The following is a 25,366-nucleotide window of genomic DNA, read 5'->3' as shown; positions in this document are numbered from 1 at the left end:
CCTGACCGGTGCAGACGTTCTGCATCCCAGTATGGAAGAGATGTCAGTATGTGTGGGGACATGCTCCAGGGGTCCGGCCATACGAAGTCCACGTCGGCGAGTCGCCGGGTTCGGCGGCGCCCATCATTCCTACCCCGGGATTCTTTCCTCCTGTGTATTGAATACGCCGCAGCAATCCGTCGGCGGAGGGCCGCGACTCGTGGAATTGACTGCGGTACTCGTGGCGCCAAAAAAACTCGGCCCCACGGAGATCTACGCTCCGGACCCCGACACCTCGCACGGGTTCGAGGTACCGGAGTCCGGAAGCGGAGACGACCTCCGTTCGTGCCGCCGCCGCCAAGACACCGGGTGATTCTCCCGTGCTGACGGTCGTCGACGCCATTTTCATCGTCCGACGACCCCGGTGGCCTGCGACGTCATCGATCGAACCGCTTTGTTAGCTTCCAAAATAGCGTGCGAGATCCTTCGCGGTGCCACACAGTCACCGATTCGGATCACTTCGGGTGCTGTCGGAAGCGGCTCCAGTGGCACGGTGATTTGTGGGCTCTGCAGAACAACCAGTGTGCAGGCAACCCGTCGGGTCTCACCGGTGATGACATCTCTGAGCAGCACGTATTCTTCCTCAATATCGGTGAGGGTCGTGAACGGCGAGTAGACGACGCCTGCCGTTCGAAGCCGCCGATGCACGCCTGGGGCGCTCTCTGCTGGGATGTTCTGCAAGATCGTTCCGTAGGGTCCGACAAGCTCGACATTCCCTCCCCGCGCGACCAGTATCTCAGCAGCGCTCGCAACCGGCCAGAAGCCACTTCCGTCGTCGACGACAATGGCATGCCGTAGATCGTTCGGAACGGTGTCGTGTAGGGACCATGTACTGGTGATCGGGACTGTTGCGTTCGGATACGGGCGGACTTGCGGCAGCGATCCGGTCGCGATGATTACGACGTCGGCTGCGAACGCCTCAACCGCGTCTGGCGTCGCCGGCGACCCCAAGGAGACCTCTACCCCCAACCGGTAGATCTCGCTGGTCTGGTATTCGATTAGCCCTCTTAGCTCGCTACGATTGGGTGCCGATGCCGCGCGAAGCACCTGCCCCCCCAAAACGTCGCTGGACTCCCACAGCGCGACGTCGTGACCCGCCTCCGCTGCCACCCTTGCTGCCTCCAACCCCCCAGGGCCTCCGCCAACAACGGCCACCCGCTGCCTTGCTCCTCGCCGGACGTCGAAGGCTGACCACTGGCCCTCACGGCTGGCGCTGGCGTTGACACCACATAGGACCCCGCCGACCGCCTGCCTACAGTCTTGGACAAATCCGATGCACGGACGAATGGCACCCTCCATGTCGCCGCTCGCCTTAAGGACGAAGGTTGGGTCGGCGATCAATGCTCGGCCAAGACCAACAAGGTCGGCGTCGCCTTCTCGGAGAATTTCCTCCGCAAGGGTCGGCGTTGTGATTCGGCTGGCGACAATTACGGGCAATTTCGTGTTGCGGCGGACTTCAGCTGCCGACTCACGGGCCGCACCAAATGCCACACTTGAGTCCTTGACGTAGTTCCCCCTGGTAGCGCGGGAGATGGAGACGTAGTCGAGGAGGCCATCATTTTCGACCCGAGCAATGATGTCCTTGGTCACTGGAAGATCGACCCCGCCGGGGACTTCTTCGTCTGCTGAGAGACGGACGCCGAGAACCAGGTCGCGTCCGCACACACGGCGGACCTCGGCAATGATCTCTCGGAGGAAACGCGTCCGATTGTCGATCGACTGGAGGCCATAGTGGTCTGAGCGAGTGTTTGCAATCGGCGACATGAACTGTGCGACTAGATAGCCGTGCGCCCCATGCAGTTCTACACCGTCGTAGCCGGCATCCTGGAGGTTGCGCGCAGAGACCCCGAACTCGTGAACAATCTGCTCGATTTCGCGGAGGCTGAGCGCGTGCGGAGTATCGGAGGCGCCTTCAGTTCGAATCGGCGACGGCGCGAGAATCGGCGCGACGGATGACAAGCCGACCTGGAAGGAGTTATCGCGGCCTTGATGCACAAGTTGGCCGAAGATTTTCGCACCGTGTGCATGTACGGCACTGACGAGTCGACGCTGAGCGTCCACACCATCGGGTCGGAACGCCTCCATAAGGCGGTAAACATTGCCGGGGGTCCCATCCATGTTGCTGGGGACGACGGCGGAGGGGCTGACGATCTGACCGCCGGTGATGATAAGTCCAACTCCACCTTTGGCTCGCTCCTCGAGCCAGGCGATATCAGACTCTGAGGCGAGGCCGTCGCGGCTTTGGCGCGCCCCCATGGGTAACATCACAACTCGGTTCTTCAATGCGATGGAGCCGAGCTGGAACGGACTCAATAGGGCATTGTATCGCTGATCAATAGCGACGGTTCCCACGTTTGGCATGCTGACCTCCGAAATTTGAGCATCACGCCTTCGACACCGATACCTCAAAATGGGTCGAAAGAGTGGCGATTTTTCGCCGCCGGACGATGGCTCGGTCGTCTACCGCGCTCACCCGCCCAGCAACTACGGATTAGACGACTGAGAGCCCCGAGAGTTCCTCGGTGAGAGGTGCATTCAGCTCCTTCACCATGGGCATGACTTCCTTCGCAAACAACTTGATGCTGGCCTCTGCGAGCTTGAGCGGGATGTCGGCGAAGAGGAACTGGAACTGGACCTCCTTGGCGGCCAGGGATTTGAGTAGCGGCTCCAGACGGGCGATGATCTCGTCGGGATTGCCAGCAAGAACCAGGTCGTCCATTCGACCAAATGCCGTGATCGACTTGCCGGCAGCTTCCTTGGCTTGTTTCAGGTAGGACTCGTACCCCTTGACACCTTCGAACTGGGCCGCGTCACCCATTCTGTAGTGCCAGCCGATCTCGGCGGAGAGCCGTGAGAAGGATCTCCGGCCGATGTCAGCGTCCGACTTCGAATCCGTACAGAGCGTGAAGTTCAGCACGATGGGTTGGGTTGGCTCCAACCCTGCGCGTCGACGTGTGGCGTTGAAGGCCACCACGTCGGCCGCGCAGGCTTCGAGCGACTTGCCTCCCGTAAACATCATTCCCAGGCCAGCATCAGCCATCATCTGGAGAGAGTCTCCGCTGGTGAACGCACCGACCATGTTGTCGATAATGCGGTCCGCGTGCACCGGCCGGGGTCGCATCGAAGTCTGAGAGACCTGGAAGTGCTCACCTTCGTAGGAAAAGCTTTCCTCTCGTAGCGCGAGTCGGATGATGTCAAGTGCCTCACGAAAACGTTCGCGGCCTGCGGACCGGTCCACACCGAACGCGTCGTACTCGCTCTTGGCGATACCACGACCAACACCAATGATGAGTTCGCGTCCTTGAAGGAACGTGTCGACCAGCGCGATCTCCTCGGCCGCCCGAAGGGGCTGCTCCCACCAGGGCAGAACCATGACCGAGGTACCTACACCCAGATTTTGGGTTCTTCCTGCAACATAAGCGAGGAAGGTTAGCGGGTTCGGAATCATGCCGTAAGGCGTGACGTGGTGCTCGGTCGTCCAAAGGTTGTCAAAACCAAGCTCGTCGGCAAGATCAACGATCCGCAGCGCGCGGTACCAGACCTCATGGTCCTGCGGTGATGGAGGACGTGTGTAGTCCTCCGCCAGAACCCGTTCCCAGTCGTCCGAGTTGGTTGGATGCAATCCCACGCTGCATTTCATTTGTTCTCCATCACTTGCACGACAGGTACACGCTGCGTTCCATCTTTCGCTCGGTGTGCCGAGCGAGATCCAGTGTCCTGAGATTCGACCTCATATGGGATTGAGGGCTTGCCGATGACACCCCGGCTCGCGAGTTCCTCAATCTCAGGTCCGGTCAGGCCCAGGATTGAGCTGAGTACTGCGGTCGTATCCGCACCCATGACCGGTGCCGGTGTGGCCGGGAGCGGTGGCTCGTTCCCGTATTTGATCGCCGGCCCCATCGTGCGGATCTGCCCGAGGGTGGGATGCTCAACGCTGCGGATTAGGCCGCGGGCAGCAACCTGCTCGTGTTCGAGTGCCTGTGCGACCGTGAGGACCGGTGCATGTGGCACATCGGCGGCCGCTAGTCGCTGACACCAGTCCTCGACGGTTCGCGAACTGAGCGTCTCCGAAATTGTCCGGTCGACGTCAGCGCGACGTTCTAGCCGTTGTTCATTGGTTGCAAGCTCTGGGTCTGCTGCCAAGTCGGCTCTGTCTATGGCGTTACACAACTTCGGCCAGAAAGACTCGGTAAGCGTGGCGATGACGAGATACCCGTCCGAAGCCTTGAAAACACCGTATGGGACGATGCTGACGTGCCCGCTACCTACGCGCTTGGGACTTTCTCCCGTCATAAGGTAGTAGGAGGCCAAGTAGCCCATGAGCCCGAGCGTCGAGTCGAGCATCGCGATGTCGACAGTCTTTCCTGCACGGGTTTCTTTGGCTTCTACCAGTGCAGCAAGCACCCCGATGGCGGCGAAGAGACCGGCCGCTAGATCCGCCAACGGGATCGCTGCACGAATCGGTGGGGAGTCAGGTTCACCCGACACCGTCATGGCCCCACTCATCGCCTGGACAGCTATGTCGAAGGCTGACCGGTTCGCCCATGCGCCGTCCTGGCCGAATGCGGAGATCGAGCAGTAGACGACGGCCGGGTTGCGCCGCTTCGCGCTCTCAGCATCGAGCCCCAACTTGGCTGCGACCCCCGGCCGAAAGTTCTCGACCACAACATCGGAGGTCTCGATCAACCGAAGTATCAGATCCCGACCCTGCGGACTCTTGAGGTCGACAGTGATGCTCTTCTTGTTTCGGTTGACGCTGAGAAAGTAGTGACTTTCCCCGGACTGGCTGGGCGGGATAACGCGAGTTTCGTCGCCTACGTGTGGTCGCTCCACCTTGATGACCTCGGCGCCGAGATCGCCGAGCAACATCGTGGCAAGTGGACCCGCCAGGACGTGAGTCAGATCGAGCACCCGAATCCCCTTCAACGGGCCGCCACCGACACGTTGCTCCGCCTGCGTTAGCTGGTCAACGTCGACCATAGAGCCTCACCTTTTTCAGCATCGCGATGATCAACTTGTCGATTCGTCGTGCTCGACTCGAAGCGCCCGCCTATTGATCTTTCCGTTGACCGTGGTTGGCAGCTCGGAGATGAAAGCAATCTTCCGCGGGTATTCATGGGCGCTGAGCCGCGTTTTGACGAGACTTTGCAACTCGTCGACCATCTCGGCGTCGTTCCGGGTACTGACCACGAAGGCTTTCAGAGCCTGACCGCGCAGGTCGTCCGGTATGCCGATCACAGCCGCTGCGGTGACCTCCGGGTGAAGGCACAACGCGTTTTCGACCTCGAGCGGGCTAATTGTCCACCCCGAGGAGATGATTACGTCATCTGCTCGCCCGAGGTACCAGAAGTAGCCCTCTGCATCGCGTTGTCCCAGGTCCTTGGATCTGAACCATTCACCCCTGCGCCGAACCGCAACTTCTCCGACGACACCGTCGGCCACCTCGGCGCCCGAGTCGTCGATGACCGACACCTCCCACCCCGGTACGGGTTTCCCGAGCGCGCCGGGGCGGACTGCGTAGTCACCGAAACCGGGGTAGTTGGCCAGAATGACGCCTGTTTCCGTGGTGCCGTACATGCCACACACCGATGTCCCTAGAGCGGTCTCGAGCGCTTCGAGAATCTCCGGGCTCAACGCTTCCCCCGTGTAGGAGGCTTTGTCTAGTCGCGGAAGCCGACTCAGGAGGTCTTTGCCCGCCAACATGCGATACACCGTGCCAGCAGCTGCCAGGTTTGTAATGGCAAAGTGGTGCAACGCATCGGCCAGTTCCGCGGGGTCGAACCGGCCAGCGTATGCGCCGGTACTTACCCCGAGGCTGAGTGGGGCGATAGTTCCATGCCATAGACCATGCCCCCAGGCGGGCGAGGAAGGGCAGAAGAAACGATCTCCGCGTCGCAGGCCGACACCGTACCTTCCCGCCAAGGTCAAGGTGACAATCGATCGGTGATCGTGCCGAACCGCCTCGGGCAATAGCCGACTAGTACCCGAGGTGTACTGAAGTACTGCCAGGTCCTCAGGCTTCGTCTTGACCTCATACTCGGTGCTGAGGCTTTCGATCGTCTTCAACACCTCGTTGTCGAGTGCGATGGCGTCAACACCCTCCAGGTCGCGCGAAGCCTGCATGAGTTCAGGGCCAACAAGCAACACACGTGCGCCACAGTCATCGATGCGAGCCTTGAGCGCTTCTGGTCCAAAGAGGGTATAGAGCGGCACCGCGACAGCACCACGCTTCATTGCGCCGAAGACCGCCGCGTAGAACTCCAGCGACGGCTCGAGCATGATTCCGACTGGCTCCCCTGCCGCCACCCCAAGATTCTCGAGGTGATGGGCGAACCTACTGGACCAGTCCGCCAGCTCGGCGAAGGTCAGCGTCTGATAGGCACCGTCCGACCGACGAAGCCGGACTGCCGCGCCGAGCTCACGGTGCCGATCGAGGCATTCGTGCGCAATGTTGAGTCGGTCCTGGTTCCCGTCGAAGAGGTCCCACAGGGATGCCCAGCTGAAGTTCTCGACAGCGTGAAAGTAGGAGCCGGGAGGGTCGACGGACGCGACCGAGGATCGGGCGGCGGTCATGATGAAACAGAGTCCTTCGAGAGGAGAACCACTTCGGCCTCGCCGCGTGCCGACTCGTCCCCGTCCTGATTGTGAGCGTAGAGCTCGAGGTGAACGGTCCGGTTCTCCCGGTCGACAGACTTGACGGTGCCCTTACAAGTCACGAGCTCGCCGATCAAATTGTGGCGTCGGACCTCGACCTTGAGTCGTGCGAGGAACCCGTCGTCTCCCATCCAGTCGGTCATGAGGTGGCCCAGCCACGACACGCGCTCCGGACCGTAGTCGTAGGCACCGGGGACTCCGACGTTCGCCGCCAGAACGGGATCCCAGTGAACACGCTCAGGCGGCTCGGGGACACCCCAGTCGTTAAGGATTCCGAGTCCGGGGTGACGCTCGTAGAGGTCGAAAGCATCGCCGTGCGCACGTACGTAGAGGCCGCCCCATCCGAGGAGGAATGCGATCGCGGTGGTGGCGGTGTACGGACCCTTGATCAACTGGGGCACCTCGTCACCGACGTTGACATCTTCGATGTATCGAGGAAGCGCGCCGCGGCGTCGCGCGTCCTGTTCCTTGTACTGGTTGGCGATGTCGGCGATCTGCTCGGTCGTCCAGGTCACGGGTGCAGGCACTTCGTACTTGGACCGCTCGCGTGCGGCGTCCCGCTCAGTTCGGAAGCAATACGACTCTGCCGTAGCGACGAGCTTGTCCTCCTGGTCGAAGAGCTCGACGGCGTAAATCTGCTGTACAGACCTTCCGGCAAACTTACTGGGGCGCTCGATCAGGTCCTTGAGCTTGGCGACAGCACGGATGCGGTCGTTGACCCTGATGGGTCGCTCGTACTTGAATTCGGTGCCGGCAAACATTGCATGGACACCGGAGAGGCCGGTGACATACCCGGAGAGGATGCGGTCGGTTGCGTAGAGCGCCGTCGGAGGAGCCAACTGCGCACCGTGCGCTGTGCTTGCAGCGTATTCGGGATCGTTCCACAGAGGGTTCCGGTCCCCGATGCCGTACGCAAAGTGGCGAATAGCGTCCGAAGACATGAGCTCGACGTACGGGCGGCCCCGCCGTGCTTCCTTGCCGATGAAGCCTCTGAGCTCGTTGAGCGCTTCGTCGGTGAGCACGTTGAATTGCTTGTCGCCAGGCATATGGCGTTCCTCTCGATTGATAACCGCACGTACGGCTTTGACATCCGAAAATGGTGCGTGGGGTGGAGCGGGCTGCGCCGCAGGGGTCGCGGTTCAGTCCCGGTAGTTCAGCTGTTTCGAGTTCGGTGCGGCGCAAGGCCGTGCACCGCCCGGTCGTTCCGCAATCGCGGTCGAAAATTGGGGGCGAAGGCGATCAAGCCGGCTCTGGGCGAGAGTCTCGCTCTGATCACGACCCGAGAGAGTTTGACGACGAACAGTGGCGGGTCGGCGTCGTAGTCCGGCACTGCGAATACGGGCATGAGAAGCGGGGGCTCGTCTTTCGTCGCAGATGAGGCCGTTGCAGCGACGGGTTGATGCACCCATCACCACTAAATCGAGAGTCACCCCTCCAGCCCCCTCCTACTTTGTTCGGTATAGCGAATCCATGTTGCCGCTTAACTATAACCAGTCAATGATCCGAACGTCCATAGTGCAGCGATATTTTCTATTATCCCAGTATGTTCGCTAGGTTGTCCCCAGGAAGGCCGCCATTGACAGAATTCGGCATCACGAATCATTCTAGCTCTGGGTGCAGTGCAGAGAATCCCCGAGTGCTACTACCACCAGCGGCAACACAGTGCTCGTGGAAAGAAGAAATGAAGCGGCCCAGCTAGCACGCGTGGAGACACCCGATTCCGACCGCAACCGCAGCAGAATGGAGACCCCACCATGGAAAGTCCTATAGCCCGCGTCCAGCAGGCTCTGGCAGATCTCGCCATCGGGCGCCCAATTGTCCTTACCGGCAGCGCAGTAGGGGACCCGGACGCGTACCTGCTTCTCGCAGCAGAGAAGGCATCCTCGTCGAACTTGACCTTCCTCATCCACCACAGCTCAGGGTTCATCTGCGCCGCCGTAACCGGCAAGGATTGCGAACGACTAGCACTCCCACCGATGGCCGGTATGGTCGCCGATCCTGCCGGCGGCTACTACACAGTCTCGATCGACGCAGTAGACGGCGTGGGAACCGGCATCTCCGCATTGGACCGGGCCCGCACACTTCAGCAGCTGGCAGCGCCCTCCACCTCCGCCGCGAAATTCACTCGACCCGGCCACGTCGTGCCGCGACGCGCACACGACCGCGGCGTACTCGCCTTCCACGGTCCAGCCGAGACAGTCACGGACCTCACCCGGGCCGCCGGACTGCACCGCGTCGGCGCATTCGCTGCACTTGTCTCGCCCAGCGAACCCACCCGCATGGCCAGTGCCGACGACTGCCGGGCGTTCGCGGCCGAACACCAGCTCAACTGGCTCTCCGCCGACGACGTCGCGCTCTATCGACGATCACGCGAACTACATGTACGCACTACATTCGTGGCTACACGCTCGGGGCCATTCGGGGAGCTCCGCACCTCCGGTTTCCGCAGTGAAGTGTCCGGCATCGACTACGTCGCCTATCGAGTCGGCCGACCACACGTTGCCGACACTCCCCTCGTCCATCTCCACCAGGAGTTTGACTTCGCACCACACCTGACCTCCATCGACACCGACCTGTACACGCAGTTCGATCGCATCGCCGACCACGGTGACGGAGTGGTACTCGTTGAGCGACGTACGAGTGACGTCGATGCACATACCCGCCCACCCACCGAGCGACTCCTTGCAGCCAGAAACCGCGCCGCCGACGTAGCCCAAATCATGCGGGAACTGGGCGTAACTACGCCGCTTCTGCTCGATCCACCAGACGACCTACCTGCCGACCTGGAGCTCCTCGGTGTCCACGCCGCCGTGATGTCCACCGATGCGGCGACTTCCATTCGTCCGCAGGAGGCCAACACTCCCAGCCTCGTCCGGGGCATCGTGACACATGGAGACCAGCGCGGCCGTGAACTCGGCTTCGCCACAGCTAATCTGGAGCTCGACGACACTTCAGATAGCTCAGGTCTGTCCGATGGGGTCTGGGCTGGTAGATGCATCCTGCCCGACAAAAGGACCATTCTGGCGGCCGTGTCGATCGGACGACGCTCGACGTTCTACGGCCGCACCGGTCCACGCCTCCTCGAGGCACACTTGCTCGACTTCGATGAGGATCTGTACCAAGCCGAGATCTCCGTCTATCTGGATCAATGGATTCGCGGCCAGGTGACGTTCTCCTCGAAGGAAGAACTCATAACTGCACTCGAAAACGACGTACACCGTACCCGCGAATTCGGCGCCGGCTATCCGCTCACCGCGGATCTATCTATGTGAGATTCTGCTCGGCGCCAGCACGCCCCGTGCGGGCGACCGCAGGACCCTGCAGCCGATAGTCAAACACGTCGAACGACGTAGTCGGGACCTCTCGAATCTAGCCACATGTGGTTGACCGGATTAGCCTGCGTCATAGACTTTTCGAGCGGTAGCGGCGCGTGCTGACCTACCAACCGCTGTCAGATTCGATCAGCACGCATCCCCGCCGACGGGTCACGGTCGATGATGCCCGACCGCAAAGAAAGGTAGTGGACTCACGCACAACTTCCGGCATAATCCCCATCACCAGAGGCTAACGCCCGCTCCGGTTTACACCACACCGACCGAGCTTATCGCCGCTGGACCGGATCGAAAATGCAGGTGATAGTGGACCAAATGCTTAGCACGCTTACCCGCCCCTGAAGTCGACTACCAAATCCACCGAGACGCTCCAACCCTCGGTGACCGGATTTGGCTGCACCTTCCGGTCACCGCGTCCGGATTGGCGGCCCGACTCGATTGCCGCAACCGAACAGAAAACGAACGAGGAGACTAAACCGTGATCAGCACCCTGGAAATACTCGATGCCCGCCACGACATCACGACGCTCAAGCACCGCTACGTCCGGGCCGTCGAGGAACGCGACTGGGACAGCTGGGCGGACTGCTTCACCGAGGGGGCGACCGCGCAGTTCATGCCGGCGCCCGGCGAGACGCAGAACGAAGTGCACAGCACCCGAGCGGAACTGCGCGAGTGGCTCCCGCATGCGCTCAAGAACATCTACGCCGTAATTCGCGTGTCCATGCCGGATATCGAGATCCTCGACGCCAAGCGGGCGCGGGGCGACTGGGCCCAGATCGAGCGCCTACTCGTCATGGACGGTCCACTGCGCGAGGCGACCTACTACGGGTACTACCACGAAACCTACGAGAAGACCGACGACGGACGCTGGCGGATCGCATCCCTCAAGATGAGTCGTATCCGGCACGATTCCATCGACAGCGAGGGTCGGTCCGAGTTTCAATCGGACCTGGCGAACCGGCCCGCGCGAACGGAGGAATGACGGGCGTCGAGTGGTTGGGTGTCCGATTGATGCCGTCGTGGGAATGGCTCAACCGGCAGTAAACTCGTCCGGTCCATCAAGCGCACCAACGCATTCCCAGAAATCATGCGGCGAAGCCGTGCCGCGCCAGATCCGTCCGACGCAGTCACGCTCGATGACGCCCCACCCGCAAGGGGCTTGCAAACGAGCCAAACGTAGTTGCGTGGATCCGACGACGCATCGGTAGTGAGGACGCCATCGAATCCGCATCCGAAGTGCTGTTCCGGCTGCGAGGTACCGAACCCGTTCGGGTCTGCCGATCACCCCGTTTGACGCCAGCGAGAGGCCCTAACGATGTCCGAGCACCCGCGCCGAAGGCATCTGAGAACAACACAGATCTGCCATGATCCACTGAAATACGCTACTGGACGGTGGCGGGCCCGACGGATCATTTCGGATTACGCTAGGTGACAGGTGAACGCACCTCCGCCGCGCGCGCCCCTTGACACTGGTGCGCCCCGATTCGCCAACTGCTGGACCGCAACATAAAAGGGCGCCCGCGGCGGATGCTGAACCCACAAATGCGCGAGCTCATCGCCGTCGTGAACTAGCGGCAGGCGCTTCGAGATACTCACAGGCAAAACTACTGGCGGACTCTCCGAACCTTTACCAGTCGGACTCACCTCGAACGCACCTCCCGACTACTAGATGACCGGCCGCCGGCCCAGGTGCCTGAAGGTGCGAGCAACTCCTGCCCGGTCTCGCGGCCCGTCGGCTTGGTCGCTTTGAGGTCCTGCTTCGGCGCGTGAGCTCGGGCAAATGAATGATCAATCGGCACTCCTCCCGGTCGGCAGCACCAAGACCGCCGACCAGACGTGGGAACGAATCCTGGACGATGTCTCATTCGTCCCCGGCTTGACCCGATTAATCGCGGCGCCCCCTCTGCGCGCGCCGCATCCACACGCGCCTGTTCGGCAGCGGGCCACGGATCAACGATGCCAGTTGGCGCCGAAAGCAAACGCTGCATATCCGACGAAACGCGTGCGAACAGCGACATACGGGGGGGTGCTACGACTGCTCGTAAATTCCCGTGAGCGTCGCGCGAGCGATCGCATGAGAAAACACGTTGAATCCGAGGAAGGCAGGCGTCGAGTCTTCCGTGACACCTTCAAGGGTGTCGACGTCGAGTGCATGCACGGCCACGACGTAGCGGTGCGGGCCGTGGCCTTGCGGCGGTGCCGCGCCGAGAAAGCGACGCAGTCCGGCGTCGTTCCGCAAGGCGAGAGCACCCTTCGGTAAACCGGTGCCGTCGTCGTCACCGGCCGAGTTCGCCAGAGAAGTGGTGTCGGCCGGAATGTTCGCCACCGCCCAGTGCCAAAACCCGGACGCCGTCGGAGCGTCGGGATCGAACACGGTGACTACGAAGCTCCTGGTTTCCGCCGGAAATCCGGACCAGGACAGCTGCGGGGAGTTGTCGTGGCCGCCGGCACCGAATATTCCGCTCACCTGGTCTATATTCAGCGTCTGCCCGTCCGTGATGTCGGCAGAGATCAGCTCGAAGCTCCGCAGGTTGGGGAGCGTCTCGTACGGGTCGTAGGACATGCTTTCCTCTCTCGTAGTCTGGATGGTCCTAAGGTGGTCGATCAGAGGTCAATCGATCTCTGAATACCGTCACCCTTGCAAGCTTGTTCCGATCGCGTCAGATCTCAGAACCACTGGCTCCCTGCGCGAGATCTATCAACCGCCGCAGTCGAATTCACTTCCCTTGCGGCGACGTTCACATTATCCGTCCTATTCGTCGATCGCCAGACCCTGTGTCGGCGCTACCGACATCGCCGTCTGCCTCAAGCAATCGAGATCGATCACACAGCAACTCAGGGCAGCATTGTCTTCGTCTGCGATCACTTACCCACAGCTCAACATCGTTCCGCCAGAACGACAGACTGTCCACGCCTCGGGAGTGGATGCATACAACAACCGAACATAAACCTTTCGATTAAGATTTGCTGCACCCCTCGCCTTGGCCGGACGACGTCGACCTGTGCGGGAGTCCAGCGTAACCACTGCCGCTTTACCGGGCCCGCAAAGTTGGCTTCGGAGCCCGCAGCAGTAGGTCATGTTTGGCGACAACTAAGTCAAGTCGCTTCGACGAACGACGACGTTATCTCGGACAATGTCGTCGAAGGTCCTCGTCTCTACGCCCCTCAAAGGATCTCGTAGCCCGCAAACGCATCGTCGAGACCCGCCCAGCGGCTGCTTCGAATGAACCGAATCGATAGCCTGCCTCGGCAGACGAAACTGCTTTGCTTACAGTCTATTCCACCGAGTAGGCGGGCAGAATTCGCCGGGTCGGTTGGCAGGAAACAGAGACTCTGGCACGACCCGACCACGAGTCCGAGTACTCGAATTATGGAGAGGCTGACGTCAGCTCTCCGTTTCGCGCCGACCCCCTGCAAGCAGTGACCCGTGGCCGCTTAGTGCGTCGGTCCTACCCATCTCTCGTAGGGCAGCCCAGAGGCTTGCCTGTGTGGCACTCACCACCGGAACACCTAGCTCCGCCTCCATAGCTTCGATTACCCGATGTGAGTTGAAGTTCATGCAGCCGATGAATAGGGCATCAGCCCCGCCATCGGTGTTTGCCCATGCTTGTCTTGCGATCCGGGTGATGTCTTCCGCCGACGGCAAGGCGAGTTCGAATCCACCCAGGATCCCCATGTGTGCATGACCGAGCACCGGGTGCCCTGCTGCTGTGAGGAACTCCACCTCGGTGTTTCCGAGGTCGTCGGTATACGGAGAAGCGACCGCCAGCGTCGTGACGCCGAGGTGCTCAAGGGCGCGTAGCACGCTTTCGGTCGTGGTAAGGGAGGCAACCCCAGTGGCTTCACGTAGCTCACTCATCAGCTGAAGGTCGTACTCCCTGCCACCGACGAGGCTCGATGCAGTACACCCGTAGATGACGACGTCGGGTCGGCAGGTGGAGAGGGTTCTGGCTGCCTCGATTCCGTAGCTATCCATCTCCTCTAGGGAGGCTGCGGTGACCGCCTGTCCGATGAACATCCGGTTCACATGCACGCGTACGTCTGAGGGGACGGCGTATGGGTACCAGCCTTCGATCACGGTGTTGACGCTCGGCACAACCACTCCGATACGTCGGGTCGACAGGAGATCGGTCATATCTATCCTAGGTCCGCGCCGGCCAGCAACGCCTTTGCGATCACGGTGCGGAGGATGTCGCTGGTGCCCTCACCGATCGCCATCAGTGGTGCATCGCGGTAGTAGCGCTCCACCTCGAACTCCGTGGAGTAGCCGTATCCGCCGTGGATGCGCATTGACTCGAGGCTTGCCTTGAGAGCGACCTCCGACGCGAAGAGCTTCGCCATGCTCGATTCCAGGTCGGCGCGCTCTCCCCGGTCCAGTTTGCTGGCTGCCCAATAGGTGAGCAGTCGTGCTGCCTGCACTGAGGTGGCCATGTCGGCGAGCTTTAGCTGGATGGCCTGGAAGTCCGAGATGGGCTTGCCGAATGCTTCTCGATCCTTGCTGTAGGCAATCGCCTTGTCGTAGGACGCCTGGGCGACTCCCAACGCGCGAGCGGCGACGTTGATCCGGCCGGTCTCAAGCGCAGACAGCACCTGCTGCATACCCCGCCCTTCAGTTTCGCCGAGTAGGCAACTGACCGGAACCTTGACGTTGTCGAAGACCACCTCGCACGACTCGGTGCCCTTGTAACCGATTTTGGGAATGTCCCGCGAGACAGAGAACCCAGGCAGTTCAGCGTCGATGAGCAGGACGCTCATCCCCTTGTGCGCCGGGCTCGTCGTAGGGTCGGTCTTCACCAGAGTGGGCAGTGGGTTTGCATAGCGAGCGTTCGTGATCCACGTCTTCGCGCCGTTGACGATGTAGTAGTCGCCTTCGCGGCGGGCCGTGGTCCTGATGCCCTGCAGATCGCTGCCGGCCTGAGGTTCAGTCAGGGCGATGCCGCTGCGGCGCTGCCCGGTGGCCAGCTCTGGTAGAAAAGCCTCCTTCTGCTCGTCCGTGCCATAGCGGGCGATCAGCCAGCAAGCGATCGAGTGGCTGCCGAGCGTTCCGGCGACGCCCATCCAGCCTCGGGCGATCTCCTCGAAGGTCAGCGCAAACGAGACGAAGTCGGCGTTGGCGCCGCCGTACTCCTCAGGCACGAGAAGGCCGAAGAGTCCCATTGCCTTCATCTGGTCGACAATCTCGGTGGGGTAACGACCCGAGTGCTCCCATTCCCTCGCCACCGGTTCGATTTCTCGCTGAACGAAGTGCCGCAGCGTCTTTCGGTAGGTCTCCTGTTCGGCACTCAAAGTGAAATCCATCGAATTTTCCTATCTGGCTCGGTGTGAGCTGTTGTCCGGTGCAAATAGTGGGAGGTGTCTGCCATCGGGCAGTGGATCCCAGGCCAACGTCACCGGTAGTTCACAAAAGACGTCGGCGGGATCTGCCTTGACGATGTTGGTCAGCAGGACGGGACCCTCGGTGAGCCGAACCAGTGCCACAACATAGGGCGGCACGAAGTGCTCGGGGTTCGGCGACTTGGAGAGCACCGTGAAGGAGTACACGGTGCCGGTGCCCAAGACCTTTACAAGTTCCAGGGTCAGCGATCCGCACGACACGCACAAGGCACGGGGGTAGAGCTGAGACCGCTTGCACTGCTGGCAGGTCTGCACGGTGAGCCTGCGCTCTCGCGTGTGGTCCCACCACTCCTGGGTCTCGGAGGTCACAGGGGGGACGGGACGCGACGGGAACTCCGCGTACGACGAGTTCATCGCTGCACTCCCAATACCAAGGTTGAATTGTGCGAGAGGATTCCGCCTGTGCCATGGCACACTGCCGTCTCCGCACCGTGAACCTGCCGTTGTCCACTTTCTCCGCGGAGCTGGCGGACGGCTTCGATGATGAGGAAGATCCCGAACATGCCCGGGTGCGTATATGACAAGCCGCCCCCTGTGGTGTTGAAGGCGAATCCCCCACCGGGACGTAGCTTTCCGTCCTCAACGAAGGATCCGCCCTCGCCTCGTTTGCAGAACCCAAGGGCCTCCAGCGACAGGAGGGCTGTGATCGTAAACGAGTCGTAGACCTGGATGACATCGACTTCGGCAGGGGTGAGGCCGCTCTCACGGAAGGCAGCGCGGCCGGACTGCACCGCACCGGTGCTGGTGAGGTCCGGCATCTGGGTGAACCCGTGATGGGTCGAGCATTCTCCGTGTCCGAGGATATGGACCGGGGTGCGCGGTAGGTCAGCCGCTCGATCGACGGAGGTGAGCACGACCGCTCCCCCGCCATCGGTGACCAAGCAGCAGTCCAAGAGATGGAGTGGCGTTGAGATCAGTGGCGAGGAGAGCACGTCGTCGACGGTGAGCGACTCTGAGTCGTACCGGAAGGCCTTGGGGTTTAGCTTGGCCCACTCTCGAGCTGCGACGGCGATCTCCGCGAGTTGCTCAGGCTTGGTACCGAACTCGTGCGTGTGCCGTGCGGCTGCCATGGCATAAAACGACACGGGGTTGAGTGCGCCATAGGGCGCGTCGAACTGAGACTCCGGCTGCAGCGGGTCAAGCACTCCACCGAGGGACCGTGACTTCGCCGATCGCTGGTTCGAGCCGTAGACCACGACCACTGTCTCGGCGTGCCCGGCGGTGATTGCTTGGGCGGCCCTGGCCGTCATGAGCTCGAATGACGATCCGCCCGTGAATGTGCTGTCGCTCCAGGTCGGCTGGATGCCGAGGTATTCAGCCGCCTGTATCGCCGGAAAGCGTGGCACCCCGACCGAGGCGATCCCGTCGACGTCGCTCAGCTTGAGTCCAGCGTCGGCAAGGGCTCGGTGAACCGCCTGTGCCTGGAGTTCCAGCGCGGCGCGTCCGGTGGCGCCGAGGTCGGATTCGGCCACACCGACGATTGCCGCGCCTGCGTATGCCCGGGTCATGAGACCGCCTCGCTCGTCAACCGGGAACGATTGGTCGCCCAATCGTCGGTCACGTCATGGAGTGCCGCCGAAACCTCCGTGAGGTCTGGCGCGTCATTGAGAAGCATGACGGCGTCGATGAGTTGCCCGACTGCATGTTCTGATGCACCGACGTTGAGTCGGAACTTCGGAAGGACCAGCTCGTCGAGGTCTGTCGCCAAACCGTCGAACGATGAGTCGTCCGTGCGGAGCCGCCCGACGCTGCCGTCCTTCAGCGTCACAGTGAGATCTCCCGGCTGCTGCGCGGCTGGGCGTGGGTCATTGACTGGTTCGAAGCGCACTCTCTCGCTCAATCGACGAACATCGGGCCGGTCGATCAGGTCGGCTCGATACGTGTCGACGCCGACCTCGCCGTCGATCAACATGGCGGCGATGCTCCACTGAACGCTGAACTTCGCCTCGTATGGCGAACGGGGGCGCTGCTTGACGTCCGCGGGGCTGCACACGATCGGCACGCTCTCTGCGGGTATCCGGACCAGGATGTCCTGGACCTGGTCGGCGTCGAGGGTCGGCTGCAGCTCTCGTGCCACGTCCAAGCTCCGGTGCATCAGGTGACATGCGGGGTACGGTTTCGGTTCGACGCCCTCAACCTGCCAGGACTCGCCGAGATCGGCCAGGACAGAGTCGAGGTCTGGCTCTGTATCGGCGAAGAGCGCGAACAGTCCGTGTTCCCCCTCGATGATGGTGTCCGGACCGGTCGCACCGCCGGACGCCATCCCGGCCGCGAGGACGCCTGCCAACGACGACCATCCGGGGTGGATCTGCTTGGTGGACGCGCCCGTGGCCAGGAACTCCATGCTTCCTGACGACTGGCTGCCCGCGATACCCAATGCGTTGACCGTCTGCTCGACCGACAGCCCGGACAGTAGCGACGACGTGAGTGCGGCGGTGAAGGTGCCGCATACCGATGTCGCATGGAAGCCCTTTGCGTGGAAGCCGTGTGGCACAGCGGAGCTCAGTCTGCCGGCGAGTTCGTAGCCAAGTACCAGTGCCCGCACTAGTTCTGGACCTGAACTGCCCTGACGCTGGGCGACGGCCAGGGTAGCGGGGAGGGTCATCGCGGTGGCGTGGACCAAGCCGGCCGTGTGGGTGTCGTCGAAGTCGAGGCTGTGCATGAGCACACCGTTGGCGAATGCCGCTCCGGGCGCGGAGGCAGCTACGGTGGATCCGATTACGGTAGCTTCCTGGCCGGAACCCAGCGACCGAGCTACCGGGACGGCGAACGGCGCGTTGTTCATCCGGGCGGCCGCGAAAGCGGTACCTAGGCCGTCGAGTACGCGAAGGAGCGCGCTCCGGCGGATCTCAGCCGGGATGTCCGTGACCGAAACTTCCGCGGTCCACCGGGCGAAGCTGCGTGCAATCGTCATACCTCACCCCACGGAGCCAGTCCGAACGCGCCCGACTCGCGCAGCGCGCCGATTGTATTCTCGTCCATCCCGAGGACACCGGTGAGGACATCTTTTGCGTCCTCGTTTCGCCGAGGGGCACGTCTGTGCTCGGTGAACGGCGCTCCGACGCGGACCGGCGATGCCACAGCTTTGACCGTGCCGAAGCGTGGATGTGACGTCTCGGTGAAACCTCCACGCGCTTCCAACTGGGGGTCCCGCAATGCGTTCTCCACATCGTTGACCGGAGCGCACGGAACACCCGATTTGGCAAGCTTGGCCAGTAGCTTCTCGGCTGGCCAAGCCCTGATCGTCGGTTCGAGGATCTCGAGCAGTGCGTCCTTGTTCTCTCGTCGCGAGTTGAAGTCGATGAACCGCGCGTCGGAGCGCACGCTCTCCAGTCCGAGCGCGACGAGCAACCTGTCGAAAAACTTGTCCTTAGGGCAGGCCACCACGATCCAGCCGTCCGAGGTCTGGAAGTTCTGGAAAGGCACAAGCGATGGATGTGCTGAATGCCGCGTGCGTTCGGGCGTCATACCAGAGGTCAGATGCCAGGTCGCTTGGTAGTTGAGCATGCTCAATGCTGTCTCGTACAAAGAAACGTCGCAGTCCATGCCCACGCCGTCCCGTCGTGCGGCGTGTAGTCCAGCGAGAAGTGCGTACCCCGCGACGTAGCCCCCCGCGAAATCGACCAGAGACAGGCCCGTCTTCTGCGGAGGACCGCCCGGCTCACCGGTCAGTGACATCCAGCCGGTCAGTCCCTGCATTACGTAGTCGTATCCCGGCTCGGCCGCTCGAGGTCCGGTCATCCCGAATGCAGAGAGGGAGCAGCAGACGATCGCCGGGTTGACGTCTTTGAGGTCGTCGTAGGTCAGCCCGAGTCTGGCGGGCACATCGCCACGCAGGTTGGAGTAGACGGCGTCGGACTCGGCTACGAGCCTGTGGAAGACCGCCCGCCCTGCGTCGGTGGTGAGATCCAGGCTCAGGCTGCGCTTGTTGCGGTTCAAGGCCTCGAAGAAGAGGCTGTCCTCGTCTTCGGCGAATGGCGGAACGTAGCGGCCCACGTCTCCATTCGTCCGAGGGTCCTCGATCTTGATGACGTCTGCGCCGAGGTCTGCAAGATGAACCGACCCCCATGGGCCGGCACCGTACTGCTCGACGGCGAGGATCCGAACGTCTTCCAGCGGCCGCTTCATGACATCGTCAACCCGCCACTGACGCTGATCGCCTGGCCTGTGATGAACGACGCCTCCTCTGACAGAAGGAAAACGGCTGCCGCTGCGACCTCCTCAGCAGTGCCGAGCCGCCGCAGCGGGATCGCATTGATCATCGCGTTCCCGATCTTGCCGCCGAACTCGTCGTTTTTTACCAGGTCGTCCCAGAGTCCGGTGTCGGTCGGCCCGGGGCAGATCACGTTGACCAGGACGTTATTCCGTGCGTACTCGCGGGCCAGCGACTTCGCCAGCGCGATGATCCCACCCCGACATGCCGCCGAGATGACCTCGCCGGACGTACCGACCTTGCCGGAGTCGGACCCGACGAAGACGAGACGTCCACGGCCGGTCTCGATGAGAAGTGGAAGCGTCGCTCGGGCTACCGTGATGACGCTGCGGAGCTCGACGGCGATCGTGTCGTCGATGGCCTCCTCCGGGATCTCCAGAAACGGCTTCATTCGCAGCGCCGTACCGATGGTGTTGAGGCAGCCGTCGAGCGAACCGAAGGCTGCCGCCACCTCTGCCACCGCAGCCCGGACCGAATCGCCGTCGGTGAGATCGGCCTGCACAGCCAGGGCCCGGTCCTTGCCATACTTTTCTACGAGCTGCTGGACGGGCTCGGAGTTGCTGCGGTAATGCAGCCCCACCCGTGCTCCGCGGTCGAGAAGCATTTCGGCTGCTGCGCGGCCTACTCCTCCTGAGGCACCTAGAACCAACACGGTTGTTCCTTCAAACTGTCCCATTTACTTATCCAGCCTTTCCAGTGGTATCGCCGTGGTCGAGGAGGTGCTTATCGCGGTCCCAGCGGGCCGCAGAGGCAGGCGCGCCGCGGAGCACGTTCTTGCGCACCTTGCCTGTGGGAGTTTTCGGTAGCTCGGCAACCACGTCGACGTACCGGGGCACGGCGTAACGCGGAAGCTCCTTGTCGCACCGAGCGATGACTTGCGCCGGCCTCAGCTCCACGCCTGCGCGGGCGACGATGACGGCGCAGATGTCCTGGTCGAATTCCCCGAGCTCCGAGGCCACCGGGATGATCGCGACCTCGGCGACCTCGTCCATTGCGAGGATCAGGGTCTCGACCTCGATCGAGGAAACATTGTTCCCTCGATGCCGGATGACGTCGTTGATCCGGTCGACGAAGTAGAGGTAACCGTTGGCGTCGAGCCGACCGGCGTCACCGGTGTGCGCCCAGAGATTTCGCCATACTTTTGCAGTTTCGGCGGGTTTGCGCCAGTACCCGAGTGAGGTAATGAAGGGCCGCCTAGGACGTACGACGATCTCGCCGACCTCTCCGACCGGTAGCTGGTGGTCAGTTGTGTCGACGATCGCGACCTCGAAGTCGTCGAGGACCTTGCCCGCTGCACCGGGGTGACCATCGAGCATGGGAGCGATTGCCACCATGTTGACCTCGGTCGACCCGTAGCCGCTGACGAAGTCGACGCCGAAGCGCCTGCGGAACTTCTCGGCCTGACCTTCACCCATTGCGATGCCGAAACACACTCGAAGCTGGTGGCCCTGTGCCTTCGTGTCTGCGGCCTCGTCCTTGTCGAGGATCTCGAGGATGGGGCCCATCCCGTAGAAGACTGTGCATCCATGGCGAACGACGTCCGGCCAGAATTGGCTCTTGGAGAAGCGCTCGATGAGCAGCATCCGAGCACCCACAGTGAGGACCGCACAGGTAATGATGCCGAGACCTGTGTTGTGGTGCAGGGGGTAAAAATTGTAGAAGCAGTCATCGGGAGTCAGGGCGATGCTCGCCGCAATGTTCTCAGCGATCGTCAGTTCGTGCTCATGGCAAAGTTGGACGCCCTTCGGATCACCAGTGGTGCCCGAGGTGTAGATGATGGCCAACGTATCGCTCGGAACGACCTCCGGCAGCGTTGCGGTCGCACCATCTCCGGAGGCAAGAACATCAGCCCATGAGCGGGTGACTAGGCGATCCGCCGCAGGTAGGCCGCCACTCGTGAGGACTACTGTATCGAGACTCGCCTCGATAAGCGTGTCGCGGTGTTCGTCGAAGAAGGCACCTGTGCTTACCAACACCTTGGCGTCGGCGTCGGCCAGTACGTACGCGACCTGGGCACTGCGATATTCCAGGCTCAGTGGCACTTGGATCGCCCCTAGGCGCATGAGGCCGAAACTCGCCGCCAAGAACGCCAGACTGTTGGGCAATGCCAGACAAACACGATCCCCATGCGAGACGCCCACGCCCATAAGTCCGCGCGCGGCTTGTGTGACGAGTGCATCGAACTCGTGATAAGGCACCGATGTGCCGTCCACTGTGACGAACACGAAGTCTCCGTGGGTCCTGGCCCTGTGGCTGACAAGCGCGCCCATCGTTCGTGAATTCATCATTCGACGGAGGCCTTCCCTGCGTCAACACTCAAGTTCCCGAGACGATAGGCGAGAAACGCCCGAAGCTCGGCCTCCTCTGTTAGGTAGCTCTGCGCGAACTGTGACGCGCGATACCAGAAGTGGATCCCCATTTCCCAGGTAAAGCCAATACCTCCGCGTAGCTGAATAGCGGCCTGACTCGTCGCGACAGCGGCGGCACCGCAATGCAGCCGCGATGCCGCAACGGCATCGAGCGAGCTCTCCGGGGACTCGACCACACATCGAGCAACCGCCAGTAGACAGCTGTGGCTGGTCTCGGCAGCGATCTGCATATCTGCGGCAAGATGTTGGACGGCCTGGAATGCCCCGATCGGCTTGCCGAACTGCTCTCTCGCCAACAGGAACGGAACGGCCGTCGCCACCAACTCGCGGCATGTACCTACCGCGAACGCGTCCAGGGCGAGACTCCACGTCATCGCCGCATTACTCACTGCTGCAGCAGCATTCGACTCGACGATGAAAGTCTCGTCGAGTGCAACACCGTCAAAGGTCACCCGCCCGGCATCGAAACCGGGGACCACCGTCGGAATCGGCGTGAGGGTGACCCCGTGCGCATCTGTGGGCACTGCCACCAACAACTCCCCCACGGCGACCACCACTGCCCGGGCAACACCGTCCGTGAGCCGGTCGACACTCCCGTAGAGACGTCCCAGTCCGTCGACGTACTCGACACGGAGGTCACCACTAAGTACGAAGCGCGCCTGCTGCGGAACCTCCGGGTCGAGAACCAATTTTGGCCTAGGGATCGCCACTACAGCGCCGTCCTCGAGCCACGACTCGACCCGGCTAGCAAACTGTCCGGGCCCCACCGCAGCCATCAGAGGTTTGAGAAAGCCCGCGGCGACGACGAGAGAGAACGGCGCCACCTGGCGACCGAACATCTCGCAGACGAGCAAGGCCTCCTCGAGACTCACGTCGGAGGAGGTCGAAATACCGACTTCCATGATGTCGAGCCAGCCACTCACCGCGGCCTCCTTCAACAGCGCCGATGCATCCCCGACCTGTCCGGGTCCCGAACTATGCCTACTCAGCAGAGTAACGATGCCCTCGACCAACGCAGAATCAGTCGTAACGTAACTCATCGACTCAACTTCCCTTCGGTAGGCCCAGTGAGCGAGCGAGCACGTTGCGCTGAATCTGTGACGTGCCGCCGTAGATGGTTTCTGCGCGGGTGTACATCGCAGCCCTGTACCAATCCGCTCCGGCACCGTCACCCGTAACGAACTCGGGCCCAAGAAGTTCTGCGGCCAGGCCCATCTGGGCTTGGTGACTTTCGCTCCAGAAGACCTTCGCTATCGACGACAACGCACCGACGTCGACGCCGACGGCATCGAGCTCAATTGCCCTGCGTACCGTTGCCGAGACAACCTTCGATCGCACGAAGGCGTCGACCACACCACGTGAGAACAGCGCATCGCTTGCACGCGGGTTACCATTGGACCGCTCCTGCGTGGCCATCTGCGCCAACCGCCGAAACTCGCCTTCGAGCTTCAAAGAACGTTGGGCCAGACCGACCGAGCGCTCCTGCGCGAGCGCATACATTGCAAGTCGCCAGCCGTCGCCAAGATTACCGACGACATTCTCGAGCGGAACGCGAACGTCCTGGAGAAAGACCTCGCAGAACTCTTCCGTTCCTGCGATGTTGCGCAGTGGGCGGACCTGAACACCTTCTTGGTCCATCGGCAGGACAACCAGTGAGAGACCGGAATGCCGACTCCCTTCACCGGATGTGCGGACAAGCGCGTAGCAGTATTCGGCCATGTGCGCGTAGGAAGTCCACACCTTCTGGCCCGTCACGACGAGCTCATCCCCCACGATCGCGCCCTTCGTGGCGATCCCGGCCAAGTCCGATCCCGCTCCGGGTTCGGAGAACCCCTGACACCAAATCGACTCATGTCTGACCATTGCCGGGAGGAATCGCTGACACTGCTCGACGGTGCCGAATTTGATCAAGGTAGGCGCGAAGATTCCGAGAACGTTCGTGTTCATGGGTTCCGGCGCTCCGGCCGCGATGAGCTCCTCCAACAGGATGATCCTGCGCGAAGAGTCCATCTCACGCCCTCCGACCGAGCGTGGCCAGCAGATGGATAACCAGCCGGCCTCCCCAAGCAGCCGACCGAAGTCAGTGCGTTGCCGCAGATGCATCTCGTCGCTTGGGCCGAACGAGCTATGGCGCCAGGACGCGGGCAGGTTCCCGTCGATCCAGGACCGGACTGCCATCCGGAACTCGTGATGATTCACCTCGACCCCACTCGGGAGGCTCGGGTTTGGTGTTAGGATCATAATGCTCATCAGGATAGTCCGCCCCACGACTTATTGTCCACCCCTGGATATCACTCAGGGATCACCTCATTTGCCCGAAACACATTCGTGGACAGAGGATGTGTGATCTGGTCGCTGTTGTCAGCCAGCCGTCCGCCCCATCGCCATCGCCATCGCCATCGCCATCGCCATCGCCATCGCCATGATTAGGATCTGCCGTCGGAATAGCCGACCCTTACGGCGCTGAGGGTGCCGTCGTCCGGATCAATATCGAAGTTTGGGGTCGAACCCCACCGCCCGATTGCCTTGCAGTGCAGTCGATCGTATTTCTTCTGACCGTTGTCAGGGGCGTCGTGAAGATACAGCGGTCTCCACCTCCAGCGACAGGCACCTCCACTGCTTGGCGGCCTACACCCGGAGTTGCAATCCACTTTTCCAATGTGAAAGCCGCGAAATACCGCGCACCTCCCCGGTTAGCGGCCAACCGTCGTCCTAGAGCATCGCGCCGGAACCCACAGCCAACATCGGCTGGCGGTTGCGAGCCGCAACCGTCGCGGTGAAGACATAGTGCGCCGATCCCGGGGCGCTCGCTACGGGACACTCAGACGGCAGGATGCATTCGTGCCTGTCTGGCAATGCCAAAGCGCTGCAGTCTGCGCGAACTCATCGACCGCTCGCACTCTTAGCCTCGCGGCCCGCCGATGTCGGTCACAATGCATGGGCGAAGACACTCCCATCAAGGCGGCGCCTGCCAGGCAACGCTAAGTAACTTCGGTCATTACCCGCGCTGAGTTTCCAGGAACTCGTACAAGGCGAACGCAGTCGGCGGACGACGCCTGGTCGTCTCCGTCGGAGTGCGGTTCGGTCCGTCGGCATAGATGTTGCGCACGATCTCGTGCAGATCCTCACCTTGCAGCGTGTAGGCGGCTAGGTAGCGGAAGTCCGGATCAGGGTCGAGCGACCTGAATCGACTGGCACTGGTGACCCCGTCCAACCGCAGAATCTCGGGAAGGTGGCGGGTCGTGTACCAATCGTTCATCTCGTCCTCTAACTCAGGACGGCTGGGATGCGTAAAGGCTAGAAAGAGACCGTCGGCCATACTGCGCTCCTTTGGCAATGCAGGCTGACCCAGTGTCGGCCTGGGT

At 61.9% G+C, this 25,366-nt stretch carries 19 protein-coding genes; 2 read left to right on the top strand and 17 right to left on the bottom strand.

Going from position 1 to position 25,366, the window contains the following annotated elements; translation table 11 throughout:
• Nucleotides 1-384 precede the first annotated feature (384 nt).
• The 5 genes from ACLIVD_RS39855 to ACLIVD_RS39835 form a co-directional block, all read right to left on the bottom strand.
• A complete protein-coding gene (locus tag ACLIVD_RS39855) occupies nucleotides 385-2,400 on the bottom strand; it encodes an oxidoreductase (protein ID WP_491933426.1) in 2,016 nt (671 codons plus the stop codon).
• Between the two features lie 130 nt (nucleotides 2,401-2,530).
• The gene (locus ACLIVD_RS39850; protein ID WP_491933425.1) at nucleotides 2,531-3,667 is read right to left on the bottom strand and encodes an LLM class flavin-dependent oxidoreductase; all 1,137 of its coding nucleotides are present in this window, start codon (nucleotides 3,665-3,667) and stop codon (nucleotides 2,531-2,533) included.
• Nucleotides 3,668-3,675: 8 nt separating this feature from the next.
• Nucleotides 3,676-5,019 carry a CaiB/BaiF CoA transferase family protein gene (locus ACLIVD_RS39845; protein WP_491933424.1) on the bottom strand — a complete coding sequence of 448 codons (1,344 nt, stop codon included), beginning with the start codon at nucleotides 5,017-5,019 and terminating at the stop codon, nucleotides 3,676-3,678.
• 30 nt (nucleotides 5,020-5,049) lie between these two features.
• Nucleotides 5,050-6,612, bottom strand: coding sequence for an acetate--CoA ligase (locus tag ACLIVD_RS39840; RefSeq protein WP_491933423.1), 1,563 nt, complete (start codon nucleotides 6,610-6,612; stop codon nucleotides 5,050-5,052).
• Nucleotides 6,609-7,715 carry an FAS1-like dehydratase domain-containing protein gene (locus ACLIVD_RS39835; RefSeq protein WP_491933422.1) on the bottom strand — a complete coding sequence of 369 codons (1,107 nt, stop codon included), beginning with the start codon at nucleotides 7,713-7,715 and terminating at the stop codon, nucleotides 6,609-6,611. Before ACLIVD_RS39835 ends, ACLIVD_RS39840 begins: the two co-directional genes overlap by 4 nt.
• Nucleotides 7,716-8,447: 732 nt before the next feature.
• On the opposite strand from ACLIVD_RS39835, the gene ACLIVD_RS39830 reads away from it, so the two are divergent.
• Nucleotides 8,448-9,965 (top strand): 3,4-dihydroxy-2-butanone-4-phosphate synthase, encoded by a 1,518-nt coding sequence (locus tag ACLIVD_RS39830; protein ID WP_491933421.1) that lies wholly within the window; start codon nucleotides 8,448-8,450, stop codon nucleotides 9,963-9,965.
• A gap of 538 nt (nucleotides 9,966-10,503) precedes the next feature.
• A complete protein-coding gene (locus ACLIVD_RS39825) occupies nucleotides 10,504-11,007 on the top strand; it encodes a nuclear transport factor 2 family protein (protein WP_491933420.1) in 504 nt (167 codons plus the stop codon).
• Between the two features lie 1,047 nt (nucleotides 11,008-12,054).
• On the opposite strand, the gene ACLIVD_RS39820 is transcribed toward ACLIVD_RS39825, so the two are convergent.
• The 12 genes from ACLIVD_RS39820 to ACLIVD_RS39765 form a co-directional block, all read right to left on the bottom strand.
• Entirely contained in the window at nucleotides 12,055-12,588 is a 534-nt protein-coding gene (locus ACLIVD_RS39820) for a YbhB/YbcL family Raf kinase inhibitor-like protein (protein WP_491933419.1), read from the bottom strand.
• An 822-nt stretch (nucleotides 12,589-13,410) separates the two neighbouring features.
• Nucleotides 13,411-14,160, bottom strand: coding sequence for a maleate cis-trans isomerase family protein (locus tag ACLIVD_RS39815; protein ID WP_491933418.1), 750 nt, complete (start codon nucleotides 14,158-14,160; stop codon nucleotides 13,411-13,413).
• A gap of 2 nt (nucleotides 14,161-14,162) precedes the next feature.
• Nucleotides 14,163-15,323: an acyl-CoA dehydrogenase family protein gene (locus ACLIVD_RS39810; protein ID WP_491933417.1), complete on the bottom strand. Its 1,161-nt coding sequence runs from the start codon at nucleotides 15,321-15,323 to the stop codon at nucleotides 14,163-14,165.
• A gap of 9 nt (nucleotides 15,324-15,332) precedes the next feature.
• A complete protein-coding gene (locus ACLIVD_RS39805; RefSeq protein WP_491933416.1) occupies nucleotides 15,333-15,773 on the bottom strand; it encodes a Zn-ribbon domain-containing OB-fold protein in 441 nt (146 codons plus the stop codon).
• Nucleotides 15,770-16,927: an acetyl-CoA acetyltransferase gene (locus ACLIVD_RS39800; RefSeq protein ID WP_491933415.1), complete on the bottom strand. Its 1,158-nt coding sequence runs from the start codon at nucleotides 16,925-16,927 to the stop codon at nucleotides 15,770-15,772. Before ACLIVD_RS39800 ends, ACLIVD_RS39805 begins: the two co-directional genes overlap by 4 nt.
• Complete coding sequence (locus ACLIVD_RS39795) at nucleotides 16,924-18,333, bottom strand: MmgE/PrpD family protein (protein WP_491933414.1); 1,410 nt, start codon at nucleotides 18,331-18,333, stop codon at nucleotides 16,924-16,926. Before ACLIVD_RS39795 ends, ACLIVD_RS39800 begins: the two co-directional genes overlap by 4 nt.
• Complete coding sequence (locus ACLIVD_RS39790; RefSeq protein WP_491933413.1) at nucleotides 18,330-19,547, bottom strand: CaiB/BaiF CoA transferase family protein; 1,218 nt, start codon at nucleotides 19,545-19,547, stop codon at nucleotides 18,330-18,332. The genes ACLIVD_RS39795 and ACLIVD_RS39790 overlap by 4 nt, the downstream gene beginning before the upstream one ends.
• The gene (locus ACLIVD_RS39785) at nucleotides 19,544-20,308 is read right to left on the bottom strand and encodes an SDR family NAD(P)-dependent oxidoreductase (protein ID WP_491933412.1); all 765 of its coding nucleotides are present in this window, start codon (nucleotides 20,306-20,308) and stop codon (nucleotides 19,544-19,546) included. Before ACLIVD_RS39785 ends, ACLIVD_RS39790 begins: the two co-directional genes overlap by 4 nt.
• A 4-nt stretch (nucleotides 20,309-20,312) precedes the next feature.
• On the bottom strand, nucleotides 20,313-21,902 hold the full coding sequence (locus tag ACLIVD_RS39780; RefSeq protein WP_491933411.1) for an AMP-binding protein: 1,590 nt from the start codon (nucleotides 21,900-21,902) through the stop codon (nucleotides 20,313-20,315).
• A gap of 14 nt (nucleotides 21,903-21,916) precedes the next feature.
• A complete protein-coding gene (locus ACLIVD_RS39775; protein WP_491933410.1) occupies nucleotides 21,917-23,041 on the bottom strand; it encodes an acyl-CoA dehydrogenase family protein in 1,125 nt (374 codons plus the stop codon).
• A gap of 4 nt (nucleotides 23,042-23,045) precedes the next feature.
• Nucleotides 23,046-24,251 (bottom strand): acyl-CoA dehydrogenase family protein, encoded by a 1,206-nt coding sequence (locus tag ACLIVD_RS39770; RefSeq protein ID WP_491933409.1) that lies wholly within the window; start codon nucleotides 24,249-24,251, stop codon nucleotides 23,046-23,048.
• 748 nt (nucleotides 24,252-24,999) lie between these two features.
• Nucleotides 25,000-25,320, bottom strand: a complete 321-nt coding sequence (locus tag ACLIVD_RS39765; RefSeq protein ID WP_491933408.1) for a DUF4286 family protein — start codon at nucleotides 25,318-25,320, stop codon at nucleotides 25,000-25,002.
• Nucleotides 25,321-25,366: the final 46 nt, after the last annotated feature.

The sequence above is a fragment of the Rhodococcus sp. G6(2025) genome, assembly GCF_058628105.1.
This window is presented reverse-complemented; position numbering and strand designations above follow the sequence as displayed.

Bases quoted from the DNA above. Each gene is read 5' to 3' on its own strand.
- ACLIVD_RS39855 (WP_491933426.1), bottom strand. From the start codon at position 2,400: ATGCCAAACGTGGGAACCGTCGCTATTGATCAGCGATACAATGCCCTA.
- ACLIVD_RS39845 (WP_491933424.1), bottom strand. From the start codon at position 5,019: ATGGTCGACGTTGACCAGCTAACGCAGGCGGAGCAACGTGTCGGTGGC.
- ACLIVD_RS39840 (WP_491933423.1), bottom strand. From the start codon at position 6,612: ATGACCGCCGCCCGATCCTCGGTCGCGTCCGTCGACCCTCCCGGCTCC.
- ACLIVD_RS39830 (WP_491933421.1), top strand. From the start codon at position 8,448: ATGGAAAGTCCTATAGCCCGCGTCCAGCAGGCTCTGGCAGATCTCGCC.
- ACLIVD_RS39820 (WP_491933419.1), bottom strand. From the start codon at position 12,588: ATGTCCTACGACCCGTACGAGACGCTCCCCAACCTGCGGAGCTTCGAG.
- ACLIVD_RS39815 (WP_491933418.1), bottom strand. From the start codon at position 14,160: ATGACCGATCTCCTGTCGACCCGACGTATCGGAGTGGTTGTGCCGAGC.
- ACLIVD_RS39810 (WP_491933417.1), bottom strand. From the start codon at position 15,323: ATGGATTTCACTTTGAGTGCCGAACAGGAGACCTACCGAAAGACGCTG.
- ACLIVD_RS39805 (WP_491933416.1), bottom strand. From the start codon at position 15,773: ATGAACTCGTCGTACGCGGAGTTCCCGTCGCGTCCCGTCCCCCCTGTG.
- ACLIVD_RS39800 (WP_491933415.1), bottom strand. From the start codon at position 16,927: ATGACCCGGGCATACGCAGGCGCGGCAATCGTCGGTGTGGCCGAATCC.
- ACLIVD_RS39795 (WP_491933414.1), bottom strand. From the start codon at position 18,333: ATGACGATTGCACGCAGCTTCGCCCGGTGGACCGCGGAAGTTTCGGTC.
- ACLIVD_RS39790 (WP_491933413.1), bottom strand. From the start codon at position 19,547: ATGAAGCGGCCGCTGGAAGACGTTCGGATCCTCGCCGTCGAGCAGTAC.
- ACLIVD_RS39785 (WP_491933412.1), bottom strand. From the start codon at position 20,308: ATGGGACAGTTTGAAGGAACAACCGTGTTGGTTCTAGGTGCCTCAGGA.
- ACLIVD_RS39780 (WP_491933411.1), bottom strand. From the start codon at position 21,902: ATGGGCGCGCTTGTCAGCCACAGGGCCAGGACCCACGGAGACTTCGTG.
- ACLIVD_RS39775 (WP_491933410.1), bottom strand. From the start codon at position 23,041: ATGAGTTACGTTACGACTGATTCTGCGTTGGTCGAGGGCATCGTTACT.
- ACLIVD_RS39770 (WP_491933409.1), bottom strand. From the start codon at position 24,251: ATGAGCATTATGATCCTAACACCAAACCCGAGCCTCCCGAGTGGGGTC.
- ACLIVD_RS39765 (WP_491933408.1), bottom strand. From the start codon at position 25,320: ATGGCCGACGGTCTCTTTCTAGCCTTTACGCATCCCAGCCGTCCTGAG.